This is a genomic window from Cellvibrio sp. (genome assembly GCF_046347455.1).
Classification (GTDB): Bacteria; Pseudomonadota; Gammaproteobacteria; order Pseudomonadales; family Cellvibrionaceae; genus Cellvibrio.
The window spans coordinates 159,639-182,476 of record NZ_JAXMGC010000004.1 but is presented as its reverse complement, the minus strand read 5'-3'; the positions used below and the strand labels follow the sequence as shown (position 1 = coordinate 182,476).

20 protein-coding genes are annotated in these 22,838 nt (G+C 47.4%); 10 read left to right on the top strand and 10 right to left on the bottom strand.

What is annotated here, in order from left to right; genetic code table 11:
* Nucleotides 1-123: 123 nt before the first annotated feature.
* Nucleotides 124-1,788 carry a 2-isopropylmalate synthase gene (gene leuA, locus U1F02_RS09215; protein ID WP_409990090.1) on the bottom strand — a complete coding sequence of 555 codons (1,665 nt, stop codon included), beginning with the start codon at nucleotides 1,786-1,788 and terminating at the stop codon, nucleotides 124-126.
* 308 nt (nucleotides 1,789-2,096) lie between these two features.
* On the opposite strand from leuA, the gene U1F02_RS09210 reads away from it, so the two are divergent.
* Nucleotides 2,097-2,567 (top strand): Lrp/AsnC family transcriptional regulator, encoded by a 471-nt coding sequence (locus U1F02_RS09210; protein ID WP_409990089.1) that lies wholly within the window; start codon nucleotides 2,097-2,099, stop codon nucleotides 2,565-2,567.
* 64 nt (nucleotides 2,568-2,631) lie between these two features.
* Here U1F02_RS09210 and U1F02_RS09205 read toward each other — a convergent pair whose 3' ends face one another.
* The 8 genes from U1F02_RS09205 to dnaA form a co-directional block, all read right to left on the bottom strand.
* Nucleotides 2,632-2,781: a hypothetical protein gene (locus U1F02_RS09205; RefSeq protein WP_409990088.1), complete on the bottom strand. Its 150-nt coding sequence runs from the start codon at nucleotides 2,779-2,781 to the stop codon at nucleotides 2,632-2,634.
* Between the two features lie 155 nt (nucleotides 2,782-2,936).
* On the bottom strand, nucleotides 2,937-4,175 hold the full coding sequence (locus U1F02_RS09200) for a dockerin-like protein (RefSeq protein WP_409990087.1): 1,239 nt from the start codon (nucleotides 4,173-4,175) through the stop codon (nucleotides 2,937-2,939).
* Between the two features lie 95 nt (nucleotides 4,176-4,270).
* Nucleotides 4,271-5,221 (bottom strand): GlxA family transcriptional regulator, encoded by a 951-nt coding sequence (locus tag U1F02_RS09195; protein WP_409990086.1) that lies wholly within the window; start codon nucleotides 5,219-5,221, stop codon nucleotides 4,271-4,273.
* A 15-nt stretch (nucleotides 5,222-5,236) separates the two neighbouring features.
* Nucleotides 5,237-6,259: a type I glyceraldehyde-3-phosphate dehydrogenase gene (gap, locus tag U1F02_RS09190; RefSeq protein ID WP_409990085.1), complete on the bottom strand. Its 1,023-nt coding sequence runs from the start codon at nucleotides 6,257-6,259 to the stop codon at nucleotides 5,237-5,239.
* 155 nt (nucleotides 6,260-6,414) lie between these two features.
* Nucleotides 6,415-8,835: a DNA topoisomerase (ATP-hydrolyzing) subunit B gene (gene gyrB, locus U1F02_RS09185; RefSeq protein WP_409990084.1), complete on the bottom strand. Its 2,421-nt coding sequence runs from the start codon at nucleotides 8,833-8,835 to the stop codon at nucleotides 6,415-6,417.
* An 84-nt stretch (nucleotides 8,836-8,919) separates the two neighbouring features.
* Complete coding sequence (gene recF / locus U1F02_RS09180) at nucleotides 8,920-10,020, bottom strand: DNA replication/repair protein RecF (protein WP_409990083.1); 1,101 nt, start codon at nucleotides 10,018-10,020, stop codon at nucleotides 8,920-8,922.
* Nucleotides 10,021-10,081: 61 nt separating this feature from the next.
* The gene (dnaN, locus tag U1F02_RS09175; RefSeq protein WP_409990082.1) at nucleotides 10,082-11,185 is read right to left on the bottom strand and encodes a DNA polymerase III subunit beta; all 1,104 of its coding nucleotides are present in this window, start codon (nucleotides 11,183-11,185) and stop codon (nucleotides 10,082-10,084) included.
* A gap of 81 nt (nucleotides 11,186-11,266) precedes the next feature.
* A complete protein-coding gene (gene dnaA / locus U1F02_RS09170) occupies nucleotides 11,267-12,730 on the bottom strand; it encodes a chromosomal replication initiator protein DnaA (RefSeq protein ID WP_409990081.1) in 1,464 nt (487 codons plus the stop codon).
* A gap of 499 nt (nucleotides 12,731-13,229) precedes the next feature.
* Between dnaA and rpmH the strand changes: the two genes are divergently transcribed.
* The 5 genes from rpmH to mnmE are packed head-to-tail and all read left to right on the top strand — an operon-like array spanning nucleotide 13,230 to nucleotide 17,099.
* Nucleotides 13,230-13,364: a 50S ribosomal protein L34 gene (gene rpmH / locus U1F02_RS09165; protein WP_409990080.1), complete on the top strand. Its 135-nt coding sequence runs from the start codon at nucleotides 13,230-13,232 to the stop codon at nucleotides 13,362-13,364.
* Nucleotides 13,365-13,389: 25 nt separating this feature from the next.
* The gene (gene rnpA / locus U1F02_RS09160; protein WP_409990079.1) at nucleotides 13,390-13,809 is read left to right on the top strand and encodes a ribonuclease P protein component; all 420 of its coding nucleotides are present in this window, start codon (nucleotides 13,390-13,392) and stop codon (nucleotides 13,807-13,809) included.
* On the top strand, nucleotides 13,755-14,075 hold the full coding sequence (gene yidD, locus U1F02_RS09155) for a membrane protein insertion efficiency factor YidD (protein WP_409990078.1): 321 nt from the start codon (nucleotides 13,755-13,757) through the stop codon (nucleotides 14,073-14,075). The genes rnpA and yidD overlap by 55 nt, the downstream gene beginning before the upstream one ends.
* A gap of 1 nt (nucleotide 14,076) precedes the next feature.
* Nucleotides 14,077-15,729 carry a membrane protein insertase YidC gene (gene yidC / locus U1F02_RS09150; RefSeq protein ID WP_409990288.1) on the top strand — a complete coding sequence of 551 codons (1,653 nt, stop codon included), beginning with the start codon at nucleotides 14,077-14,079 and terminating at the stop codon, nucleotides 15,727-15,729.
* 2 nt (nucleotides 15,730-15,731) lie between these two features.
* Nucleotides 15,732-17,099: a tRNA uridine-5-carboxymethylaminomethyl(34) synthesis GTPase MnmE gene (gene mnmE / locus U1F02_RS09145; protein ID WP_409990077.1), complete on the top strand. Its 1,368-nt coding sequence runs from the start codon at nucleotides 15,732-15,734 to the stop codon at nucleotides 17,097-17,099.
* Nucleotides 17,100-17,153: 54 nt separating this feature from the next.
* Here mnmE and tnpA read toward each other — a convergent pair whose 3' ends face one another.
* A complete protein-coding gene (tnpA, locus tag U1F02_RS09140; RefSeq protein ID WP_409988560.1) occupies nucleotides 17,154-17,600 on the bottom strand; it encodes an IS200/IS605 family transposase in 447 nt (148 codons plus the stop codon).
* 789 nt (nucleotides 17,601-18,389) lie between these two features.
* Between tnpA and mnmG the strand changes: the two genes are divergently transcribed.
* The 4 genes from mnmG to U1F02_RS09120 all read left to right on the top strand — a co-directional run bounded on the left by mnmG (nucleotide 18,390) and on the right by U1F02_RS09120 (nucleotide 22,816).
* Nucleotides 18,390-20,303: a tRNA uridine-5-carboxymethylaminomethyl(34) synthesis enzyme MnmG gene (gene mnmG, locus U1F02_RS09135; RefSeq protein WP_409990076.1), complete on the top strand. Its 1,914-nt coding sequence runs from the start codon at nucleotides 18,390-18,392 to the stop codon at nucleotides 20,301-20,303.
* Nucleotides 20,304-20,428: 125 nt separating this feature from the next.
* The gene (gene rsmG / locus U1F02_RS09130) at nucleotides 20,429-21,031 is read left to right on the top strand and encodes a 16S rRNA (guanine(527)-N(7))-methyltransferase RsmG (RefSeq protein WP_409990287.1); all 603 of its coding nucleotides are present in this window, start codon (nucleotides 20,429-20,431) and stop codon (nucleotides 21,029-21,031) included.
* A gap of 47 nt (nucleotides 21,032-21,078) precedes the next feature.
* Nucleotides 21,079-21,882: a ParA family protein gene (locus U1F02_RS09125; protein WP_409990075.1), complete on the top strand. Its 804-nt coding sequence runs from the start codon at nucleotides 21,079-21,081 to the stop codon at nucleotides 21,880-21,882.
* A gap of 106 nt (nucleotides 21,883-21,988) precedes the next feature.
* Nucleotides 21,989-22,816 (top strand): ParB/RepB/Spo0J family partition protein, encoded by an 828-nt coding sequence (locus U1F02_RS09120; RefSeq protein WP_409990286.1) that lies wholly within the window; start codon nucleotides 21,989-21,991, stop codon nucleotides 22,814-22,816.
* The last annotated feature ends 22 nt before the right edge of the window (nucleotides 22,817-22,838 follow it).

The window sequence follows — 22,838 nt, the reverse complement described above, 5'->3', positions numbered from 1 at the left end:
GTTTGGATTCAGAGAAGCGGATTTAAATTTGTGAAGCGCTTGTTAAAGCACAGGAATTGCGGGCAAAAAAAGGCGCGACCCCGAAACGAGGCCGCGCTTTAACAATAAAACTATCTAAATGCCTTAGCTAATAGAGCCACTGCGATTCACACCATTAATCAGCGCCTTCACTGCTGAAGTAATAATGTTGCGATCTTGGCCTACGCCGTACACGGCCTTGCCGTTTACTTTAACTTCTACATAAGTCACGGCAGCAACATCCGAACCCTCGCCCACTGAGTGTTCGTGATAATCAATAACGTTCACGTCTGCCCCGATAAATTGGCTAATCGCATGGGCCGCTGCATCGATGGGGCCGTTACCGCTGCCACTGATGTTTACGGTTTCGTTTTTGTGCTGTGCGTGAATCACTATATCAACCTGGTGTGTATCATCCTGCTCGGTGAATTTGCTCGATTGATAAGTAATGGGGGTTGTAACAGAAAAGTATTCGTCGTTAAAAATTTTAACGATATCTGCACTCTTCACTTCTTTACCCGTTGCATCACTCACTTTTTGCACGGCTGCGCTAAATTCAATTTGCAAACGACGCGGCAATTGCAAACCGGCTTCTTGCTGCAACAAGAAACTCACACCACCTTTACCAGACTGCGCGTTGACACGCACCACTGCATCGTAACTGCGGTTTAAATCCGCAGGGTCGATAGGCAAATAGGGAACTTCCCACAAGCCTTCTTTTTTCTGCACAGCGAAACCTTTTTTAATGGCATCCTGATGCGAGCCAGAAAACGCGGTGAAAACCAATTCTCCCGCATAAGGGTGACGCGGATGCACCGGCAACTGGGTACACTCTTCGTGTAACTTGCGCACCTTGTCGATATCCGAAAAATCCAAACCGGGATGAATACCTTGCGAATACAAATTCAACGCAAGCGTTACCAAATCCACATTACCTGTGCGCTCGCCGTTACCAAACAAGCAACCTTCCACACGATCTGCCCCGGCCATTACCGCTAATTCTGCTGCGGCAACCGCAGTGCCACGATCATTGTGCGGATGCACGCTGATAATAATGGAATCGCGTTTGTTGATATTTCTGTGCATCCACTCGATTTGATCCGCGTAAGTATTTGGCGTGTTCATCTCCACGGTTGCAGGCAAATTCAAAATCACTTTTTTCTGCGGCGTGGGTTGCCAAATATCTACCACGGCGTCGCAAACTTCTTTTACAAAATCAATTTCAGTGCTGGAAAAAACTTCTGGTGAATATTGGAAAGTCCAATCCACTTCGGGTGCTGTTTCCGTTAATTGTTTGCACCACTTGGTGCCTTGAATCGCAATATTTTTTACACCGTCTTTATCGGTGTTGTACACAATCTTACGGAACGCAGGTGCAAGCGGATTGTACATGTGCAAAATCGCACGCTTGGCACCGCGCAAACTTTGCACGGTTTTTTCAATTAAATCGAAACGCGCTTGCACCAAGACTTCGATGGTGACGTCGTCGGGAATTAAATTTTCTTCAATCAACTGGCGAGTAAAGTTGTAATCAATTTCACTGGCTGATGGAAAACCAATTTCAATTTCTTTAAACCCAATTGCTACCAATTCTTTAAACATACGCAGCTTGGTTGCAACCGACATAGGGTCGATTAGCGCCTGATTGCCATCGCGTAAATCGGTGCTCATCCAAATGGGAGGTTTAACAATAAAGTTATTCGGCCATTGGCGGTCGGGCAAACTCACGCCAACGAAGCGTTGGTATTTGGTGGATGGATTGGCAATCATGGCGAACTCCGCACTGTAAGATTAAAGGTGGCTGTACCTGAGGAGAATGCGTGAAAGTCACTGCGGGTTGGCAAGGACAAACGGAAGCAGTCATAAGGCGCGGGTAGCGCCTTAACTCTTCCGCCCGGCATTGGCTTGTGGCCCAGTTCCACGAAGTGTGCGAGCGACACCTCTATCAGGTTTTGAAATTATAGGCGGACAGACGTGGCAGATGATTGCTAAGATTGTCTTCTGAGGATATTTTAAGCAATTATCTGCCGCAATAGATCAATATATTGATTTATTATGCTCACAAATGAGAAATAGCTATGCCTATTGAACTGGATCGCTACGACCGCCTGATCTTGGAACAGTTACAAAAGAACGGGCGGATGACCAATCAGGAGCTGGCCGACGCCATCAGCCTCTCACCCTCGCCCTGTTTGCGCCGGGTTCGTCAGCTTGAAGAATCGGGGTTGATTGATGGCTACCGGGCACTACTCAATGCTCGCAAGCTCGGCTTAACGCTGATGGCGTTTATTCAAATCAGCATGGATAAACACACGCCGGAGCGCTTCGACGCCTTTGAGTCCACCGTTGCGCAATACCCGGAAGTGCTGGAATGCCACCTGATTACGGGTCAATCCTCTGACTACTTGTTAAAGGTGATTGTGAAAGACATGGATGCCTACCAGCAGTTTCTGCTCAACAAGCTCACCCGCATTGAGGGTGTGAGCGGTGTGCATTCCTCGTTCGTGCTCAAGTCGCCAGTTGTAAATACCGCCTTGCCTATGCCCTAAATAAAAAACGCCTTTCAGCGTATGCGGAAAGGCGTTTTGGAAATCTAGGTTTGATGCTCTAGGTTTATTTCTTTTCTGATCTTCTGTCTTGCTTTCTGCGATCTTCACTCGCCGGGATAGGTTTTGCTTGTTTGCGTCTATCGTTGTTCTGGCGCTCTTCCAAAGCTTCTTCAATCTGGCTGAGCATCACCTTTACCACTTTCTTCTCACTCATTTTTGGAATCCGTTTGTACAGTTAATAAATATTGTGCTGCGAACACAGTTTGATTATAGACCAAGGCCTCAAAACCGCCGGAAAGAAAATTGTAATTTTTAACAGTGTTTTGTTATAAAAATGTACACCTAATCGTCTGTTTTGGAGCCTGTCGCTTACTTCAGCTTGGGAGTTTTCCAGTTGATCCAACGATCTTTATCAACCGCAAATTCCTGATCGCTTTTGAAAATCGCCGTGTCTGCTTTTGCATCATCCAACAAAAACTTTTGCACAAAAGCATTCAGTTCAGGTACTTGGGCTTGCGGATATTGGCAGTGGTTATGGCCACCTAATTGCGAAAATCCAAAGCTACTCTCCTCGCCAAGAGCGCGCCAAATTTCACGGGCCGCAAGCGATGCCGTGTAAGCGCTGCGGTTTCCCAACCACTCCATAGACGTATTCTCAATCACCAACAATCCACGTGGAGCCACCATTCCCATCAAGCTGTGGTGATCGAAAGGCAGGCGATTGGCCGATTGACTGAACTGCTTGAAGTTTTCGCTAAACCACACGTTCTCGGTGACGATTTGCGATGAAGTCTGTACATTCTGGCCCTTGGCTTTTTGGTCGTCAGATACGCGCCAACTTGAGGAACCGCCCGAGCCAGACTCCTGCGGAATGGTCAGTTTGATGCGCTCATCAAAGGCGCCCGCCACCAGGGCGCCTTTGCCGTTGCGCGAACATCCGGTAATACCCAAACGGCTCGCGTTAATTTGGCTTGCGGGCGTTTTTTCCAAACCATCAATCAACCGACTCACGCCCCACGCCCAGGCCATGAGCGCACCGGCAGAATGTTCCGCACCGTAAAGCTCGAAGAACTTACCCTTGCCGCGCGAACTGCCGTTGAGCTGCTCGGCAATGTCATTATTAGGGAACTGGATAACCGCCACCCCTTGCTTGGCCAATTCCTCATTATTAATCCAGGAACCACCCATGCCGATCATGGCGGGGTAAGGCGCTTTGCCCGTTTTGGGATAGGTAATTTTGGCGGTGAACTTAATCTCATGGCCCTTATCAGCCACTCTTACCACCAGATTCTCGCCTTGCAGCTCAGCGCTCACATGCTCCGGCACGCCGGGCTTGACACCTAGCTCATAAGCCTGCGCCTGCGCACCAATTTCCGCCCGGCGGCAAATCCAGTCTTTTTTTGTGGTGATGAGCTTACCCGTCATACCTTTAAAGGGATTAGGTAACTCGTTAATCACCGGTAGATGATCGACATCCGCCAAGGGTGAAACCACACAGGTAGAACCTGCGTAGGGCAATTTAGCCACCGGTGAATCGGTTGAATTACACCCAACCAAGCCGCTAACCAAGAACATGGCCAATGCCGATAAAGCAAACCCAGAGCGCATAACATCACCTTTTTGTGTTGTTTATTATCCAAACCAAAATAAAGTCATCCCGACTTTATCTCAACAGACTTTGCGCATGTGGGCGATAAGAAGTGTTAAACATGTCCTTCAACGCGCGCGTTGCGCCGGACTTCTTGCGGGGTTTGGCGGAACAAGCGGATAAATGCCCTGCGCATGCGTTCGGGGTCCACAAAACCCACTTGGATGGCGATAAGTTCGATGGGGTCTGCGCTGCTTTCGACTTTTTGCCGCGCAACTTCGGCCCGCAAACGCTCCACGACTTTAGCGGGTGTTTCACCCGTTTCGGCAAATAGGGCTCGCCCGAACTGGCGAGAGCTCAGGCACGCCACTTCCGCTAAGCGCTCGACCGGTAGTTTTTCGTGGAGATGTTCTCGCGCAAAACTCAAGGCCGCGCGAATGCGGTCAGAGGCCGCGTCCAACTCCAGCAGACTGGAAAACTGCGATTGGCCGCCGGTTCTGCGGTGATAAACCACCAGATTGCGCGCCGTTGCTCGCGCTATATCCAGACCGTGGTCGTCTTCAATCAAGGCCAAAGCCAAATCGATACCCGCGCACACGCCGGCGGATGTCCACACATCGCCATCGCGGGTAAAAATTCGGTCGCCATGAACTTTAATTTTGGGGAATAACCGCTGCAGTAAATTCGCGTGCTGCCAATGGGTTGTCGCATGCAAACCATTGAGCAAACCGGCTTTGGCAAGCACAAAAGCGCCCGTGCAGACGCTAGCGACACGGCGAGATTTAGCGGCGCACACCTGCGTAACCTCGGCCAGTTCCGTGACCGCTTCCGGCTCTAAGCAGCCATTGCCGCCCACGACTATAAAGGTATCGAACTGCGCCTGACGAATGGGTTCGGTAATAACCGCCAGCCCCGATGAACTGGCGATTACCCCACCGTGGCATGACATGGTGTGGATGCGATAAGGTTCACTCGCAAAACGCCCGGCCACCTCAAAAGCAGCCAGTGGCCCACTGAGATCCAACAATTGGAAGTTCGGGTGAATCAAAAAGCCAATCTCGCGCATTCACACCTCCTGTTATCAAGCCAAGGGCAAGCTGCCAAACGCCACAGCATTATCCAGCAAGCGGTTGGCGAAGCCCCATTCGTTGTCATACCAAGCCTGAACGGTTACGTGAGTGCCGCCCATCACCTTAGTCAGTGTCAAATCGAATATGGACGATGCATCGTTGTGCAGGAAATCCGCCGACACCAGCGGCAAATCATTCGTTTTGAGTAAACCAACCAAAGGCCCGCTTTGAGACGAATCTTTCATCAGTTGGTTGATTTCCTCGACTGAGGTCGGCCTTGCGCTGATAAAACTCAGGATCAGGATGCACACATCAATGGTCGGCACCCGAATCGAAAAACCGTCCAACTTGCCATCCAGCTCCGGCAAAACCAAACCAATCGCCTTGGCCGCGCCCGTTTTGGTAGGGATGATAGACGACATGGCCGACCGCGCCCGCCGCAAGTCTTCGTGGTACACATCGGTCAATACCTGATCGTTGGTCACCGAATGCACAGTCGTCATTGAACCCGCCACTATCCCGATATGATCATTAAGCGGTTTGGCAACGGTACCCAAGCAATTAGTCGTGCAAGAACCTATGGCAATCACTCGGTGTTCTGGGCGCAGCACATGGTTGTTCACGCCGTAAACCACAGTTGCATCCACTTCTTTGCCCGCTGGTGCAGAGATAATCACTCGCTTAGCGCCAGCCGCCAGATGGGAAGAAGCCTTATCCTTAGAGGCGAAACGCCCCGTGCACTCAAGCACTACATCCACACCCAGTTCGCCCCAAGGCAAGTTTGCAGGGTCACGCTCCGTCAACACTTTAATGCGGTCACCTTCCACCACTAGATAGCCATCCTCCACTGCAACCGAACCGGGGAATTTGCCATGGGTAGTATCAAAGCGAGTCAAATGGGCATTGGTTTCTGCGCTGCCAAGGTCGTTGATGGCGACGATCTGGATATCATGACGTTTACCCGCCTCATAAAACGCCCGCAGAGTGTTGCGGCCAATACGGCCATAACCATTGATTGCTACTTTAATCGTCATCGCAAAAACCTCCTTTAGGTGAGTGAGGCTTTACTCTAACGGGTTTCAAATGTCGGTAAACGACAAAAACACCTCGTTTTAAGACATAGATTAATCGCGGGCAAATAAAAAGGCCATAACCAGAAGGTTATGGCCTTTTCTAGATCATACCTTAACTATACGTCGAGGTTTGCTACCGCGAGGGCGTTGGTTTCAATGAAGTCACGGCGTGGTTCAACATCATCGCCCATTAGGGTGGTGAAAATTTGATCAGCTGCGATAGCATCTTGAATGGTTACACGCAACATGCGGCGGGTTTCCGGGTTCATGGTGGTTTCCCACAGCTGCTCGGGGTTCATTTCACCCAAACCTTTGTAGCGCTGGATGTTGTAGCCTTTGCGCGATTCTTTCATCAGCCAATCCAGACCTTCTGCGAAGCCTGTAACCGGTTGCTTACGTTCGCCACGTTGAATGTAGGCACCTTCTTCGATCAAGCCATCCAAGGCTTCGCCAAGGGACACGATAGACGCGTATTCACCTGAACCAAAGAAATCTTGGTTGAACGGGAAGTGGTTGGAAATGCCGTGGGCAATGATTTCCACTACTGGCAAGAACAAATGGCGTTCGGTGTCTTCGCGTACCACGATGTTGTACTTTTGGCTGCCCGCGCGCGCATCCAATGCGAAACGGGCCAGCATTTGATCACACCATTGTTGGATGTGGCCTTGATCTGCCAAGTGTTCAGCGCGCAGAACTGGCATATAAATCATCTTTTCTAAGACTTCTGCCGGATACAAACGCGACAGACGTTCAATGGTCGCCATTACCTTGCGGTATTGCTGCACCAGCTTCTCCAAAGCTTCGCCCGCAATGGCTGGCGCGCTTGGGTTCACGTGGAGCGCTGCACCTTCAAGCGCCGCTTGGGTAAGGAATTCGGTCATGGCCGATTCGTCTTTCAGGTATTGCTCCTGCTTACCTTTGCTGATTTTGTACAGCGGTGGTTGGGCAATATATACATGGCCACGCTCAATCAGCTCGCGCATTTGGCGGAAGAAGAAGGTCAACAACAGGGTACGGATGTGCGATCCATCCACGTCGGCGTCGGTCATAATGATGATGCTGTGGTAGCGCAGCTTATCCGGATTGTAGTCTTCTTTACCTATGCCACAGCCGAGCGCGGTGATCAAAGTACCGACTTCCGCACTGGATAACATCTTGTCGAAACGGGCTTTTTCTACGTTCAGGATCTTACCTTTGAGCGGCAAAATCGCTTGGGTTTTACGGGCGCGACCCTGCTTGGCTGAACCGCCTGCCGAATCACCCTCTACCAGGTAAACCTCTGATAATGCTGGATCTTTTTCCTGACAGTCCGCCAATTTTCCGGGCAGACCGGCGATATCCAGCGCGCCTTTACGGCGAGTCATTTCACGCGCTTTACGTGCAGCTTCACGGGCACGCGCGGCGTCGATCATTTTGCCGACGATGGCTTTAGCTTCCTGCGGATTTTCTAACAGGTAAGCGCCGAAGTGTTCGTTCATCTCCTGCTCTACCGCCGTTTTCACTTCAGAGGATACGAGCTTGTCTTTGGTTTGGCTGGAGAACTTAGGATCAGGCACTTTTACCGAAATGATCGCGGTCAAACCTTCACGGGCGTCGTCACCGGTGGTGGCAACCTTGGCCTTTTTATCCAAGCCTTCGCGCTCGATATAGCCGTTCAAACCACGAGTCAATGCCGCACGGAAGCCCGCCAAGTGGGTACCGCCATCGCGTTGAGGAATGTTGTTGGTGTAGCAGAACAGGTTTTCCTGGAAGCTATCGTTCCATTGCAGCGCTACTTCCACACCTATACCGTCGTCACGCTTGAGCGATACGAAGTGAACCATCTTGTTGATGGTGGTTTTGTTTTTGTTTAAGTGATCCACGAAAGCCATTAAACCGCCTTCGTATTGGAAAACTTCTTCTTTGCCGCTGCGCTCGTCTTTCAACACAATGCGCACACCTGAGTTCAGGAATGACAATTCACGCAGGCGTTTGGCGAGAATTTCGTAGTGGAATTCAATGTTAGTGAAGGTTTCAGCCGAAGGTTTGAAGTGGATTTCAGTACCTGTAGTTGTACTTTCCCCCACAACTTTTAGTGGCTCATCAGGCACACCGTGACGATAAATTTGCTCATGAATGTAGCCAGCACGGCGGATAGTAAGCTTCAATTGCTCAGAAAGCGCGTTCACTACAGATACACCCACACCGTGCAAACCGCCGGAAACCTTGTAGGTGTTATCGTCAAACTTACCGCCGGCGTGGAGAACCGTCATGATAACTTCCGCTGCCGATACCCCTTCTTCGTGCATATCCGTTGGAATACCTCGACCGTTATCGCTAACAGAGACCGTTTCGTCAGGGTGGATAACAACTTTGATCTCAGAGCAATGGCCAGCCAAAGCCTCGTCAATAGAGTTATCCACGATCTCGAATACCATGTGGTGAAGACCCGAGCCGTCGTCGGTGTCGCCAATGTACATCCCTGGGCGCTTACGCACCGCATCCAGCCCCTTAAGGACTTTAATACTGGACGAGTCGTAAGTATTCTCTTCTGACATAGCTAATCTCCACTTTTTATTCGGTGTACCTTAGGCCGCTCAATCAATCTGAGCAGTATAAGGATATGTTCAAAACAATTGCGGCTATGAAACTGTATTAGTCACACAACCATGTTCCACGTGGAACATTTTAATCTCTGTATTTGGCTTGTTTTGCCATGAGGACAGTAAACTCGCCTGCTCTACCCCAGTGATAAACACCTGTGTTTCCATGGTATCTAACCAATGGGTGAGCAAATCACGGTGTCTCTCGTCTAATTCGGCCGGCAAATCGTCAATTAAATAAACGGTTTTACGGCCTGTCATACGCGAGAACACATAACCTTGAGCGATCTTAAGGGCGCATACCAGAAGTTTTTGTTGGCCTCGGCTTAAAATTTCCGCCGCGTTTTGGCCGTTTACGGTAATGCGTAGATCTGCTCTATGGCTACCCATGTAGGTATAGCCTTGCTGACGGTCACGATCAAAACTCGCTGCCAGTACATCCGCATAGGATTTTTCTTTATCCCAACCGCGATAGTAGCCAATGGCAATACCGTCAACGCTGATAAATTCCTGCAGCAACTCATAAAAAGTTGCTTTAAACAATTCAAAGCACTCAGCTCGGTAGATATGCAGCTGTTCGCTAAGAGCGACAAGCTCTTGATCCCAAGTCGATAATTCAAAGGGATCTATTCTATCATGCCGAAGCAAACTGTTGCGGTGTTTAAGGCAGCGCTGACAATCTTTCCATGTTTGGAAGAATTTATGTTCCACGTGGAACACAAGCCAATCAATAAATTGTCTACGAACCTTTGGGCTACCTTCCAATAATAAAAAGGTGTCTGAGTTAATAGTTTGCACGGGCAAATATGAAGCTAAGACTGCAGCCGAGCTCACCAAATTGCCGTTTGCTTTAAAGCTAGCCGTTCCATCCAGCTGACGATTAATGCCTATAGGGACTTCTGCTTGATCATCCGCAAGCACCTTTCCGAATATCGTAAATGCGTTTTGCCCGTTAGATATAAGCGGCTTGTGCTTATGGCTGCGAAAGGATCGGCCCAACGCAAGCACATTAATCGCTTCCAAAATGCTGGTTTTTCCAGAACCATTCTCGCCATAAATAAGGTTAACTCGGTGAGATGGTTGTACATCTACCGAGTTAAGATTACGAAGGTTCTGGATAAAGAGACGTTTTAAGGTCATACGACCAACAGGAAAGATGGCTTACAGCCAAAGATTTTTACTAGAGAATTCAATGCGCTCATTACAAGCGCATTGGCATTACAACGTACAAGGAATCGCTGTTTTCAGGTTCTTCCAATAAGGCGCTGGAGTTGGCGTCAGACAAAGTGATTTTAATGTTTTCGTTTTGGATAACGTTGGTTACATCTTGCAAGTAGCTTACGTTGAAGCCCACTTCCAAACTATCGCCAGAATAATCCACCACCACTTGTTCTTCGGCTTCTTCTTGCTCTGGGTTGTTAGCCACAATTGTCAGCAAACCATCGGATAATAAAAGACGCACGCCACGGTATTTTTCGTTCGACAAAATAGCAGTACGGCCGAAGGCTTGTTTCAATTCTAGACGAGAACCTATAACCACCTTGTTGCCACCGCGCGGTAGTACGCGCTCGTATTCAGGGAACTTGCCATCCACCAATTTGGAGGTAAAGGTGTAATCAACAGAGGTCACACGAATATGGTTGCCGCTTAAGGTCACTTCTACTTGCGCCGTTGAATCATCTAAAAGACGAGATAATTCCAACACACCTTTGCGCGGAAGAATAGCTTGTACAACATCGGGAGCATTCACTGCAATGGCGCGAGTACACATGGCCATGCGGTGACCGTCGGTAGCGACTACACGCAATTGATCTTGGCGAACTTCCCACAACATGCCGTTCAAATAGTAGCGAACGTCCTGCTGAGCCATAGCAAATGCGGTGCGCTCAATAAGACGTTTAACTTCTTGCTGTGCGCAGCTAAAACGCAAATTACCGGGTGCATCTTCTACATTCGGGAAATCTGATGCAGGCAGTGTTGATAAGGTGAAACGGCTGCGACCTGATTTTAAAACTATGCGCTGATCTTCTTGGATAAACTCTAATTTTGAGCCATCTGGTAGCGATCGGCAGATATCTACTAACTTACGCGCAGGAACTGTAATTTCACCGGAGTCCCCAGCCTGTTCCAAGGTCACACGACCAATAATTTCGACCTCAAGATCTGTACCCGTTAAGGACAGTTGATCGCCATTCAAAACGATAAGGACGTTCGACAAAACGGGCAGCGTTTGACGACGCTCCACCACACCTGCAACCAGTTGTAAGGGTTTAAGTAGCGCCTCGCGGGATACGACAAATTTCATGTGATGGTCTCTTTTGTTATCGTCCGGGATCTAAAGGTTTATTAATAAAATCAGCACAAAAATAGTAAGCGTGTTTATAAATTAAGTTGTCAGCGACCGCAGCAAGTTTTTCATATCTTCGCGAATATCGGCTGTTTCTTCCTGCAATTCTTTTATTTTTCGGCACGCGTGCAACACGGTAGTATGATCGCGTCCACCAAAGGCTTCGCCAATTTCCGGCAAGCTATGGTTGGTCAATTCTTTCGCTAAGGCCATGGCAACTTGACGCGGTCGAGCCACAGAACGACTGCGACGTTTAGACACCATGTCGTTCATTTTGATTTTGTAATATTCGCACACCACTTTTTGGATATTGTCGATACCGACTTGTTTATCCTGCAACGCCAACAAATCTTTTAAGGCTTCGCGAACCAGCTCAACGTCAATTGGGCGGCCGGTAAAGTTCGCACTCGCAATCACGCGTTTAAGCGCACCTTCGAGGTCACGTACATTAGCGCGAATTCGTTGCGCAATAAAGAAGGCAGCATCATGCGGTAATTCAATATTTACCTGCTCGGCCTTCTTCATCAAAATCGCCACGCGGGTTTCCAACTCTGGCGGTTCCACGGCTACGGTTAAACCCCATCCGAAGCGCGATTTTAAGCGTTCTTCCAAGCCATTAATTTCTTTGGGGAAGCGATCGCAGGTAAGGATAATTTGGCGACCACCTTCAAGTAGTGAGTTGAAGGTGTGGAAGAATTCTTCTTGTGAACGCTCTTTACCGGCGAAAAACTGAATATCGTCGATGAGTAAAGCATCCATGGACCGGTAATAGCGTTTGAAGTCATTGATCGCATTCAATTGCAGGGCTTTCACCATATCGGCAACGAATCGCTCGGAATGTAAGTAAACCACTTTTGCATTGGGGTTCTTGGCAACCAATGCATTACCAACGGCTTGCATTAAATGCGTCTTACCCAAACCCACACCGCCATAGATAAAGAGCGGGTTGTAAGCACCACCCGGATTTTCGGCGACTTGGCGTGCGGCGGCCAATCCCAGCTGGTTGGATTTACCTTCCACGAAGGTGGCGAAAGTGGACGCCGTATTTAAATAGTTGCTGTGTTTTAAGCCGCCTTCAACATCGGCCTCTTGCACAACACGTTGTACATCATCATTAGAACGACGGGATTTTTCAGGTACTTCATCAGCATCAGATTTGGCGACGGGTGTTGCTTCCTTTATAGATGATGCAACAGTGAGCGTATTAGCGACCGAAGTTGCTGGCGCACGTACCTGTTCAAAAGCGGCTTGAGGTTTAGCACCCACAGCAATCACCACAGACAAGGGCGCTCCGTCTTGAAAGTGGGCGACCAGCTCTTTAATACGCGCTAAAAACTTTTCTTCTACCCAATTACTGATAAAACGGTTGGGTGCTAACAAACGCAATTCGTTAGGGTTGGCAACTTCATCTATTTGCAAAGGCTTAATCCAGGTGTTGAATTGCTGCGAAGGCAATTCATCCTGCAAGCTGGATGCACATAATTTCCAAACGGACTGCGACAAAACAGAAACTCCCGACGATCTTATCTTTATCTATATATATCTACGAATAACTACATATAGGACTGTTATTGAACTGCAAACCTACATCTATGTGTAACGAGCAAAAAATAGCCAAAAACCGCTACAAAAAAGGGGTTATGCAGAAGGTTTTTAGGGAAAGAATTTTTAAGAAAACGGAGTGTACTCCCAACAAAAAAAGTTATCCACAGTTAGACTAAAAATCTCTGTAAGAATTTTTAAACATGGTTCAAAGTGCTAAAAATTCAACAACTTATAGATTGCCCAAAAAATAAGCGAAATAATGTTTATTAATAAAATCTGTGGATAAACCTGTTTATATATTATGTATAAACTGAGTAAAACCCGTGGTTATTAACACTCACCCAGCAAACTGAATAATAATTCCAAAACTGTTTGCTTTATAAACACAACTTCTTTAGAATCCCGCGTCTTTCACACACCGTGTGATTTATTGTGTCCTTACAACAGGTTTAGTTTCATGAAAAGAACATTCCAACCAAGTACTCTTAAACGCGCTCGCAACCACGGTTTCCGTGCTCGCATGGCTACTAAAAACGGCCGTTTGGTATTGGCTCGTCGTCGCGCTAAAGGTCGTAAAGCCTTAACCGTTTAATACCCCGTATTAATGGATCGTTAGAGTGAAGCAGGCCATTACCGTCGAATGGCAAGCTGACCGAAAATCAGGTCAGTCATTTACCAAGTCGATGCGCCTGCTAAGCTCTAGCGATTTTCAAAGCGTCTTTGATGACGCACCGCTTCGTACCTCGCACCAACACTTCCTGTTTCTCGCTCGTCAAAACCAGCTCGGTCGTCCGCGCTTGGGTTTAGTCATTGCCAAAAAACACATTCGCCATGCTGTCGATAGAAATCGGATGAAACGTCTGATTCGCGAAACTTTTCGTGTAAAACAGCAACAATTGGCGGGTATAGATGTTATCGTGCTCGCGCGCAAAGGCATGAACGATTCAACCAACGCCATGTTGATAGAACAACTCAATGGCCAATGGCAGCGCTTGATCCGCAAGCTTCAAAAAGCAACATCGGAACCTGCAGCATGAGTTTTCTCAATCCAAGCCGTATCGCCATAAAGTGCATTCACGGTTACCGCTTTTTTTTAAGCCCCTGGATTGGCAACCAATGCCGGTTTTACCCGACGTGCTCACACTACGCGGAAGAAGCAATAAATGTATATGGCGTTACCAAAGGGGGTTATTTAACCCTGCGTCGCCTACTAAAATGCCACCCCTGGCATCCGGGTGGTTTGGACCCGGTGATAAAACCTGAACAGAATTCCTTTCAACAACCTTTAGATGGCAGTCAATAAGATGGATTGGCAAAAAAACATATTGATCGCGGCAATTCTCGCCGTTCTATTTATGCTGGCGATTCGCTGGAATACCTATCAAGAGCAACATGCTCCCCTTGTTGCACCAGCAGCTACATCAGAAATTCCAGCTTCAACTGCTGCCAAGTCTTCTGATATTCCCAGTGCGACTTCTACCGCAAGCCCATCTACACCGACTGCGCCTGCCGTTGCATCGACCAGTGTCATTAAAGTTGCAACCGACAGCTTGTTAGTAAGTATCGATCCAGTGGGTGGCGATATAGTGCGTGTCGCATTGCCACGTCATTTAATTGATCTGAAAAACCCAGATTCTCCCTTTGTGTTGATTGACAACACACCCGATCATCTTTACCGCATTCAAAGTGGTTTGATTGGCGCTAACGGTACTGACACCGCGCAAGGTCGCCCAACTTACAGCGTTGAAAAATCTGAATACTCCTTGGAAAACGGTAAAGATACCTTAGCGGTGGATTTAAGCTTGCAGCAAGGCGATGTAAAAATTACCAAGCGTTTTACCTTCACCCGCGGCCAATATGTTGTTGGTGTTGAATATTTGATTGATAACCAAAGCGCTAATAAATGGGATGGTCAACTCTACGGCCAAATCAAACGCGACAGCAAAAACTTCGCAAAAACCAACGCCATGATGATGAGCGCCTACTTGGGCGGCGCAGTAACAACCAAAGAAGAAAATTACAAAAAAGTTAAATTTGATGATTTGAGAAAAGCTCCTTTTGAAACCACAGAACAAGGTGGTTGGGTTTCTCTAATTCAACATTATTTCATCAGCGCCTGGATTCCAGATCCAAGCACCACCAATACCTTCAAGCTAAGCCAGCAAGGCACCAACGATGTTTTCCTGTTTAGCTTTATTGGTAGCCCCGTTGATGTAGCCCCAGGTGCACAAGGCAGCATCAAAGCGAATTTTTATGCTGGCCCAAAAGATACAGATTCACTTAAAACTATTTCTCCACATTTGGATTTAACTGTTGATTACGGTTTCCTGTGGATGATTGGTGAACCCTTATTCTGGTTGTTGAAAAAAATTCATTTGCTCGTTGGCAACTGGGGTCTGGCGATTATTGGTTTGACCATTATTGTTAAAGCCTTGTTCTTCCATCTTTCTGCTACCAGTTACAGATCTATGGCGAAGATGAAAAAACTCGCTCCAAAAATGGCAGAGATGAAAGAGCGTTATGGCGATGATCGTCAAAAGATGTCGCAAGAAATGATGAAGCTCTACAAAGATGAAAAAGTAAATCCGCTTGGCGGTTGCTTGCCAATGCTGATTCAAATGCCGGTATTTTTGGCGTTGTATTGGGTATTGATGGAATCCGTAGAACTTCGCCATGCGCCTTTCTATGGTTGGATTCAAGATTTGTCCGTCATGGATCCTTACTATGTGTTGCCGTTAATTTACGGCGTGACCATGTGGTTCATGCAAAAATTAAATCCGCAACCCACTGACCCGATGCAAGCGCGCGTCATGCAAATGTTGCCACTGGTATTTACCTTTATGTTCTTGTGGTTCCCAGCAGGCTTGGTGTTGTACTGGGTAACCAACAATATTTTGACTATTGCTCAGCAATACGTGATCACCAAACAAATAGAAAAAGCTGACGCAAAAGCTTAAGCATGAATTTACATACTGACACCATCGCTGCAATCGCCACTGCGACCGGTCGTGGTGGTGTCGGTATAGTTCGCGTCTCTGGCCCTAAAGCCAAATTCATTTCTGAAACGCTGTTAAAACAAAAGCTCCAACCACGCTTTGCACATTACACACCTTTTTATTCCAACCAAGGTGAAATTCTTGATCAAGGCATAGCGCTATTTTTTCCTGGTCCCAATTCATTTACCGGCGAAGATGTTCTTGAACTGCAAGGTCATGGTGGCCCGGTTATTTTAGATTTGCTCTTGCGTGAAATTACGCAACTTGGCGTTCGCCTTGCACGCCCCGGTGAATTTTCCGAACGTGCTTTTCTCAACGACAAACTCGATTTAGCCCAAGCTGAAGCTATTGCAGATTTGATTGATGCCACCAGCGAACAAGCTGCTAAAAATGCGCTCCATTCTTTGCAAGGCGCTTTCTCCACACGTATTCACGAATTGGTAGAAGCCTTAATCAGTTTGCGAATTTACGTTGAAGCGTCGATCGATTTTCCTGAAGAAGAAATCGATTTTTTAAGCGATGGAAAAGTCGCACATGATTTAAATACTATCGAACAAAAACTCAATCAGGTATTTAAAGAAGCCAAACAAGGCGTTTTGGTTCGCGATGGTATGCGTGTGGTTATTGCAGGCAGACCCAACGCCGGAAAATCCAGTTTGTTGAATGCCTTAAGCGGCCGCGAATCGGCGATTGTTACCAGCATTGAAGGAACTACCCGCGACGTGCTGCGCGAACACATTCATATCGATGGCATGCCCTTGCATATCATCGATACCGCCGGGTTGCGTGACAGCCCAGACGAAGTAGAACGCATCGGCATTCAACGCGCCTGGCAAGAAATCCAGCAAGCCGATCGCGTGCTTTTGTTAGTAGACAGCGGCAGCACGCCCGAAACAGATCCCATAAAAATCTGGCCCGATTTTATTGAGCGCTTGGAACACCCCGAAAAATTAACGCTCGTACGCAACAAAATTGACCTGAGTGGCGAACGGGCGGGAATTGTGGAATTAGAGACTGGTGTTTCTTATATAGGCATCAGCGCCGCCAAGGGCGACGGTATGGATGATTTAAAACAACACCTAAAAGACATTATGGGTTTTAGCAACACGGGTGAGGGAGGGTTTACCGCTCGTCGTCGCCACTTGGATGCACTTGAACGCGCACAATCATTCCTTGCCTCAGGTAAAGCCCAGTTACAGGGCTACGCAGCCGGTGAATTGCTGGCCGAAGACCTTCGCCAAACTCAAAACGCCTTAAGTGAAATCACCGGCGAATTTACGCCCGATGATTTGCTGGGTCGAATCTTCAGTAGTTTCTGTATAGGAAAGTAAAAATCCACCTGCATAGCAGGTGGCTTTGATTAGCACCCTATAAGGGTGCTTGTCTTAAACCGTTACCTCTAACCGCAGCTGGCGCTCATCTTCCTCTCTCGCCTGCTTATCTTGATAACGTACGTATCTCCGAATCACCTCTTCATTCGCGCCAACTGAATCTACAAAATAGCCACGCTGCCAGAAATGATTTCCCCACATTTTATTCTTTCTTAAATACGGAAATTTATTGAACAGTCTTATCGCTGTTCTTCCTTTCAATGTCCCCATTAGCTCCGAAACACTTATGCTGGGCGGCGTCCTTACCACCAAATGCACATGATCTATCTGCACATTTAGCTCAACTACTTTGCAATTCTTCATCCCACAAAACACATAAATACTTCGATACAACTCTTTTCCTATATTTCCCGTCAATATCTTGAACCTATACTTCGGCGTCCAAACAATGTGATACTGACATCGATAGAATACGTGTGAAGCGGATTCATATCTGCTCATGCTTTTTACTCCTGATCATTTGCTGGTAACAAACGATTGTGTATCTAGCATGGGCACTTTTCAGGCATAGCCCCGAGTAGCTGATCACCACCTCCATAGGAGGTGGTTTTAGAATGGCAATAAAAAGCCGCTCTCAACCAGCGGCCTTTTAATGTTAACGCCATTTTTAACTGAAACTACAAAAACCTGCACAACAACACAAACATTCCAGTAAGAGAAATGTTTATACAAGTTTATTTTCATGTTTTTCCACACACTTACACAGGTTATCCACAATAAAATAGAGATTTACGCCATAAATAACTGTTTTTTATAGGTTTTCGTTAATTATTAACAGGTCTGTGCGTAATTCTGTGGGTTGACTGAACAAAAGCTTGCGATATTTTTGGGGATAAGTCGGATTTTTCGTCGCGTCTGTATAAGTTGGGCTTCCACAAACAGCTTACATCCATCTTACAATGAGCTTTCGAGCAGCTTTCCCTAAGGGTTTTACTTCTTGTAATATATTGATAAATAAATAAAAATATATCTTATCCACAGATATATATCGTCATATTAATTACAACATATTTTAACTTCCTAATTAACCTTAAATATATTTATTTAAATATTTTCCTCTGTTGTAACAGAATAAAATTTCGTGCAAAAAATAAGCTGATTAAACCCTGTACATGTTTTGTGCAATTGCTCAACTCGCTCTATAATGCGTGCCCTTTTCGCAAAAGCGCTGTGTCCGCGCTTTGCATGGCAAACCCGTTTAGCTGCAGCACCGCTGCAAGGTTGTACTCGATGATTTTTCCAGAGCGTTTTGATGTGATCGTAATCGGTGGTGGCCACGCCGGTACCGAGGCCTGTCTGGCCGCGGCGCGCATGGGCTGTAAAACCCTGCTGCTGACCCATAACATCGAAACTCTCGGCCAAATGTCCTGTAACCCTGCTATTGGCGGCATTGGTAAAAGCCATCTCGTAAAAGAGATTGATGCCTTGGGTGGTGCTATGGCGTTGGCAACCGATAAAGGCGGTATTCAATTCCGTATTCTCAATGCCCGCAAAGGTCCCGCTGTGCGCGCGACCCGTGCTCAAGCAGACCGCATTCTCTACAAAGCCGCGATTCGCGAAACTCTCGAAAATCAACCTAACCTGTGGATCTTCCAACAAGCTGCCGATGACGTAATCGTCGAGAACGACGAAATTCGCGGTGTCGTCACGCAAATGGGTTTGAAATTCCACGCAAATCAAGTTGTGCTCACAGCGGGTACGTTTCTCGGTGGTTTGATCCATATTGGTTTGCAAAATTATTCGGGTGGTCGCGCGGGTGATCCACCGTCAATCGCACTTTCAAAGCGCTTGCGTGAATTGCCGCTGCGCGTTGATCGTTTAAAAACCGGAACACCGCCGCGTATTGATGCGCGCACCGTAAATTTCGAAGGTTTGGAAAAACAATGGGGCGATAATCCGGTTCCGGTTATGTCCGTGCGTGGTAATCGTGCTATGCACCCGCGTCAGATTTGTTGCTACATGACGCATACCAACGAAAAAACTCACGATGTGATTCGTCGCAATCTTGATCGCTCACCCATGTATTCTGGCGTGATCGAAGGTATTGGCCCGCGTTACTGCCCAAGCATCGAAGATAAAATTCACCGCTTCGCGGATAAAGATTCACATCAGGTATTTATCGAACCCGAAGGTTTGACCACGCACGAACTTTACCCAAACGGAATTTCCACCAGCTTGCCGTTTGATGTGCAATTGGAAATCGTGCGTTCCATGAAAGGTTTTGAAAACGCGCATATCCTCCGTCCCGGTTACGCAATTGAATACGATTTTTTCAATCCACAAGATTTGAAGCACAGTTTAGAAACTCGCGTGATTGGCGGATTATTTTTCGCCGGCCAAATTAACGGCACGACAGGTTACGAAGAAGCGGGCGCGCAAGGTTTGCTTGCGGGAATAAACGCGGCGCTGCGCGCGCAGGAAAAAGAAGCTTGGTGCCCAAACCGAGATGAAGCTTACTTAGGTGTGTTGGTTGATGACCTGATTACGCTCGGCACCAAAGAACCTTACCGTATGTTCACCAGTCGCGCCGAATACCGTTTGTTATTGCGTGAAGACAATGCCGATTTGCGCTTGACTGAAAAAGGTCGCGAGTTAGGTTTAATTAGCGACGAACAATGGAAAGCCTTCTGCGATAAGCGTGAAAATATCGCGCGCGAGCAAGAGCGTTTGAAATCCACCTGGATTCAGGCTGGTTCACCAGAAGCGGAAAAAGTCGAAGCGATTATTAACACCAAATTAATTCGCGAATACAGCTTGCACGATTTATTAAAGCGCCCTGAATTAACCTACGATCAAGTGGCAACTTTAAAAGGCGAAGCGGTTAACGACGAATTCGTGGCCGAGCAAATTGAAATTGAAGCAAAGTATTCCGGCTACATTGATCGCCAGCAAGAAGAAATAGAACGCCTGCGTGCTTATGAAAATACCATTTTACCGGATGATTTTGATTACAGCTTGGTAGAAGGTCTGTCTAACGAAGTGAAACAAAAATTGTCCGCTGCGCGGCCGCAAACATTGGCGCGTGCCCAGCGAATTTCAGGTATTACGCCTGCGGCAATATCACAATTGCTGATGTACTTGAAAAAGCATGGCATGTTGAAAAGAATGAAGTCGGTGGACAGCGCTGAGCAACAAGCGTCGTAAAAATTTTCCGCTTACGCGGAAGCAAGGGGCGCTTCGCTAACACCATCTAACAAATACAAGAGTTTTATCGAGTGAGTGATTTAGAAAAAGATTTGCGTGAAATTCTCGTTCAGGGCGCAAACCAAATGCAGGTTGCCTTGGCCGAATCGCAAATTAACAACCTGTTGGCCTATATCCGCGAATTCGATAAATGGAACAAAGCCTATAACCTGTCAGCCATTCGCGATATACGTCAAATGGTGGCGCGGCATTTGTTAGATAGCTTGAGTGTGGTTCCTTATTTTTTGAAAACCCCATACTCAACCGACCGTGTTATTGATGTGGGAACAGGCGGAGGCTTACCGGGAATTCCGCTAGGGATTATGTTTCCCGAAAAAAAATTTACGCTACTTGATAGCGCCGGAAAAAAAACACGCTTTCTGTTTCATGTAAAAACATTATTGAAATTGGAAAATGTTAGTGTTGAAAATCGCCGTGTCGAGGAATTTCAACCCGCGCAAAAATTTAACGCTGTTATTAGCCGCGCTTTTGCGAGCTTGCAAGATATGACAGAAGGTTGCGCCCACTTGCTAGAAAGCGACGGCGTGTTTTTAGCGATGAAAGGTGTTTATCCGCAAGATGAATTGATGCCTATCGCGGAAAAAATTGAATTACTCGAAAGCATAAAATTAGATGTTGCAGAAACTGACGGTGAGCGTCACTTGTTAGTACTGCAAACAAAAAAATAATCGAATCATAAATACTGAAAACCACCTTGTGGTTAAAGGATTTTATTTTGACCAAGATCTACGCTATTGCAAATCAGAAAGGCGGTGTGGGTAAAACCACCACCTGTGTGAATTTAGCCGCTTCCTTGGTTGCGACCAAAAAGCGTGTCTTGCTCGTGGATCTGGATCCACAAGGCAACGCCACCATGGGCAGTGGTGTGAATAAAAATGAAATTGAAAAATCTATTTACGATGTACTCACCGAGCGTGAATCCATAAAAGATTGTTTGGTGTTCTCGGAGAGTGGCAAATATCAAGTTCTACCAGCAAACGGCGATTTAACCGCCGCCGAAGTAGAAATGCTTGCGCTCGATAACAAAGAGCGTCGTTTGCAAAATGCCTTGAATCAAGTGAAGGATGATTTCGATTATATTTTGATTGACTGCCCGCCTTCGCTCAACATGCTCACGCTCAACGCCATGACCGCGTGCAATGGTGTGATCATTGCCATGCAATGTGAATACTATGCGCTCGAAGGCTTGTCGGCCTTAGTGAATACCATTAACCAAATTCAGCGCGTGTTGAATCCCGACTTAAAAATCGAAGGATTGCTGCGCACCATGTACGATCCGCGCAACAGCTTGACCAACGATGTGTCTGCACAATTAACGCAACACTTTGGCGATAGACTTTATCGCACCTGCATTCCACGCAACGTTCGTTTGGCCGAAGCGCCCAGTTTCGGAATGCCAGTATTGGCGTTTGATCGCCAGTCCAAAGGAGCCATTGCTTACCTTGCGCTCGCGGGCGAAATTTTGCGTCGCAACGAAGCCGCCGCCAAACCAGCTGCTGCAGCTGAAACCGCACACTAAAAATTCATAAGGTTTAAGTCAGATGTCCACAAAACGTAAAGGTCTAGGCAAAGGTTTGGATGCGCTCCTGAGCGCAGGTCTCGGTGTGACAGCGCCCGCGCCGGATATGCCACTCGTACCCGGCGAGCTAGATGCGAAACTCGAATACAAAGATGGCAAGCTCGCGCATTTGCCGGTGGAAATTATTCAGCGCGGTAAATACCAGCCGCGCCGGGATATGCATCAAGAAGCCTTGGAAGAACTGGCGGAGTCGATCAAAGTTCAGGGCGTTATGCAGCCCATCGTGGTTCGCCCCATTGGTGAAGGTCGTTACGAAATCATCGCTGGTGAACGCCGTTGGCGCGCGACCCAATTAGCCGGCTTGGACAAAATCCCCGCCGTGATTCGCGACGTACCCGATGAAGCCGCCATTGCCATGGCGCTTATCGAAAACATCCAGCGCGAAAACCTCAATCCCATCGAAGAAGCCGTTGCGCTCAAACGTCTTCAAGACGAATTCGAATTGACCCATGCGGAAGTAGCCCAAGCGGTGGGTAAATCACGCGCGACTGTGACAAACCTGTTACGCTTGATCGCGCTCAACGACGAAGTGAAGACATTACTGGAACATGGCGACCTCGAAATGGGCCATGCGCGTGCGATTCTCACCTTGGAAGCTGCCGCCCAGCGCGACATCGCTCGCCAAATCGTTGCCAAGGGTTTATCGGTTCGCCAAACGGAGGCCTTGGTTCGGGTTTATCAGGAAGGCAAAAAGGATGAAAAGGTGAAGCCGGATAACCAGCCTTCTGCCGATATACGTCGCCTTGAAAACAGCTTGTCGGAAAAACTGGGTGCTGCAGTAGAAATCCAGCATGGCACTAAAGGTAAGGGCAAGTTAGTGATTACTTATAACTCGCTGGATGAATTGGATGGCATTTTGGGCCATATCCAGTAAATCTGGTGGAAAAGCAGCAAAA

What these genes read in the sequence shown, in the direction of transcription:
- yidD (WP_409990078.1), top strand. Translation starts at nt 13,755, where the DNA reads ATGGCAGCGCTTGATCCGCAAGCTTCAAAAAGCAACATCGGAACCTGC.
- rsmG (WP_409990287.1), top strand. Translation starts at nt 20,429, where the DNA reads ATGCAGGTTGCCTTGGCCGAATCGCAAATTAACAACCTGTTGGCCTAT.
- U1F02_RS09195 (WP_409990086.1), bottom strand. Translation starts at nt 5,221, where the DNA reads ATGCGCGAGATTGGCTTTTTGATTCACCCGAACTTCCAATTGTTGGAT.
- U1F02_RS09205 (WP_409990088.1), bottom strand. Translation starts at nt 2,781, where the DNA reads ATGAGTGAGAAGAAAGTGGTAAAGGTGATGCTCAGCCAGATTGAAGAA.
- U1F02_RS09200 (WP_409990087.1), bottom strand. Translation starts at nt 4,175, where the DNA reads ATGCGCTCTGGGTTTGCTTTATCGGCATTGGCCATGTTCTTGGTTAGC.
- U1F02_RS09120 (WP_409990286.1), top strand. Translation starts at nt 21,989, where the DNA reads ATGCCACTCGTACCCGGCGAGCTAGATGCGAAACTCGAATACAAAGAT.
- gap (WP_409990085.1), bottom strand. Translation starts at nt 6,259, where the DNA reads ATGACGATTAAAGTAGCAATCAATGGTTATGGCCGTATTGGCCGCAAC.
- yidC (WP_409990288.1), top strand. Translation starts at nt 14,077, where the DNA reads ATGGATTGGCAAAAAAACATATTGATCGCGGCAATTCTCGCCGTTCTA.
- recF (WP_409990083.1), bottom strand. Translation starts at nt 10,020, where the DNA reads ATGACCTTAAAACGTCTCTTTATCCAGAACCTTCGTAATCTTAACTCG.
- rpmH (WP_409990080.1), top strand. Translation starts at nt 13,230, where the DNA reads ATGAAAAGAACATTCCAACCAAGTACTCTTAAACGCGCTCGCAACCAC.
- mnmE (WP_409990077.1), top strand. Translation starts at nt 15,732, where the DNA reads ATGAATTTACATACTGACACCATCGCTGCAATCGCCACTGCGACCGGT.
- leuA (WP_409990090.1), bottom strand. Translation starts at nt 1,788, where the DNA reads ATGATTGCCAATCCATCCACCAAATACCAACGCTTCGTTGGCGTGAGT.
- dnaN (WP_409990082.1), bottom strand. Translation starts at nt 11,185, where the DNA reads ATGAAATTTGTCGTATCCCGCGAGGCGCTACTTAAACCCTTACAACTG.
- gyrB (WP_409990084.1), bottom strand. Translation starts at nt 8,835, where the DNA reads ATGTCAGAAGAGAATACTTACGACTCGTCCAGTATTAAAGTCCTTAAG.
- tnpA (WP_409988560.1), bottom strand. Translation starts at nt 17,600, where the DNA reads ATGAGCAGATATGAATCCGCTTCACACGTATTCTATCGATGTCAGTAT.
- mnmG (WP_409990076.1), top strand. Translation starts at nt 18,390, where the DNA reads ATGATTTTTCCAGAGCGTTTTGATGTGATCGTAATCGGTGGTGGCCAC.
- U1F02_RS09210 (WP_409990089.1), top strand. Translation starts at nt 2,097, where the DNA reads ATGCCTATTGAACTGGATCGCTACGACCGCCTGATCTTGGAACAGTTA.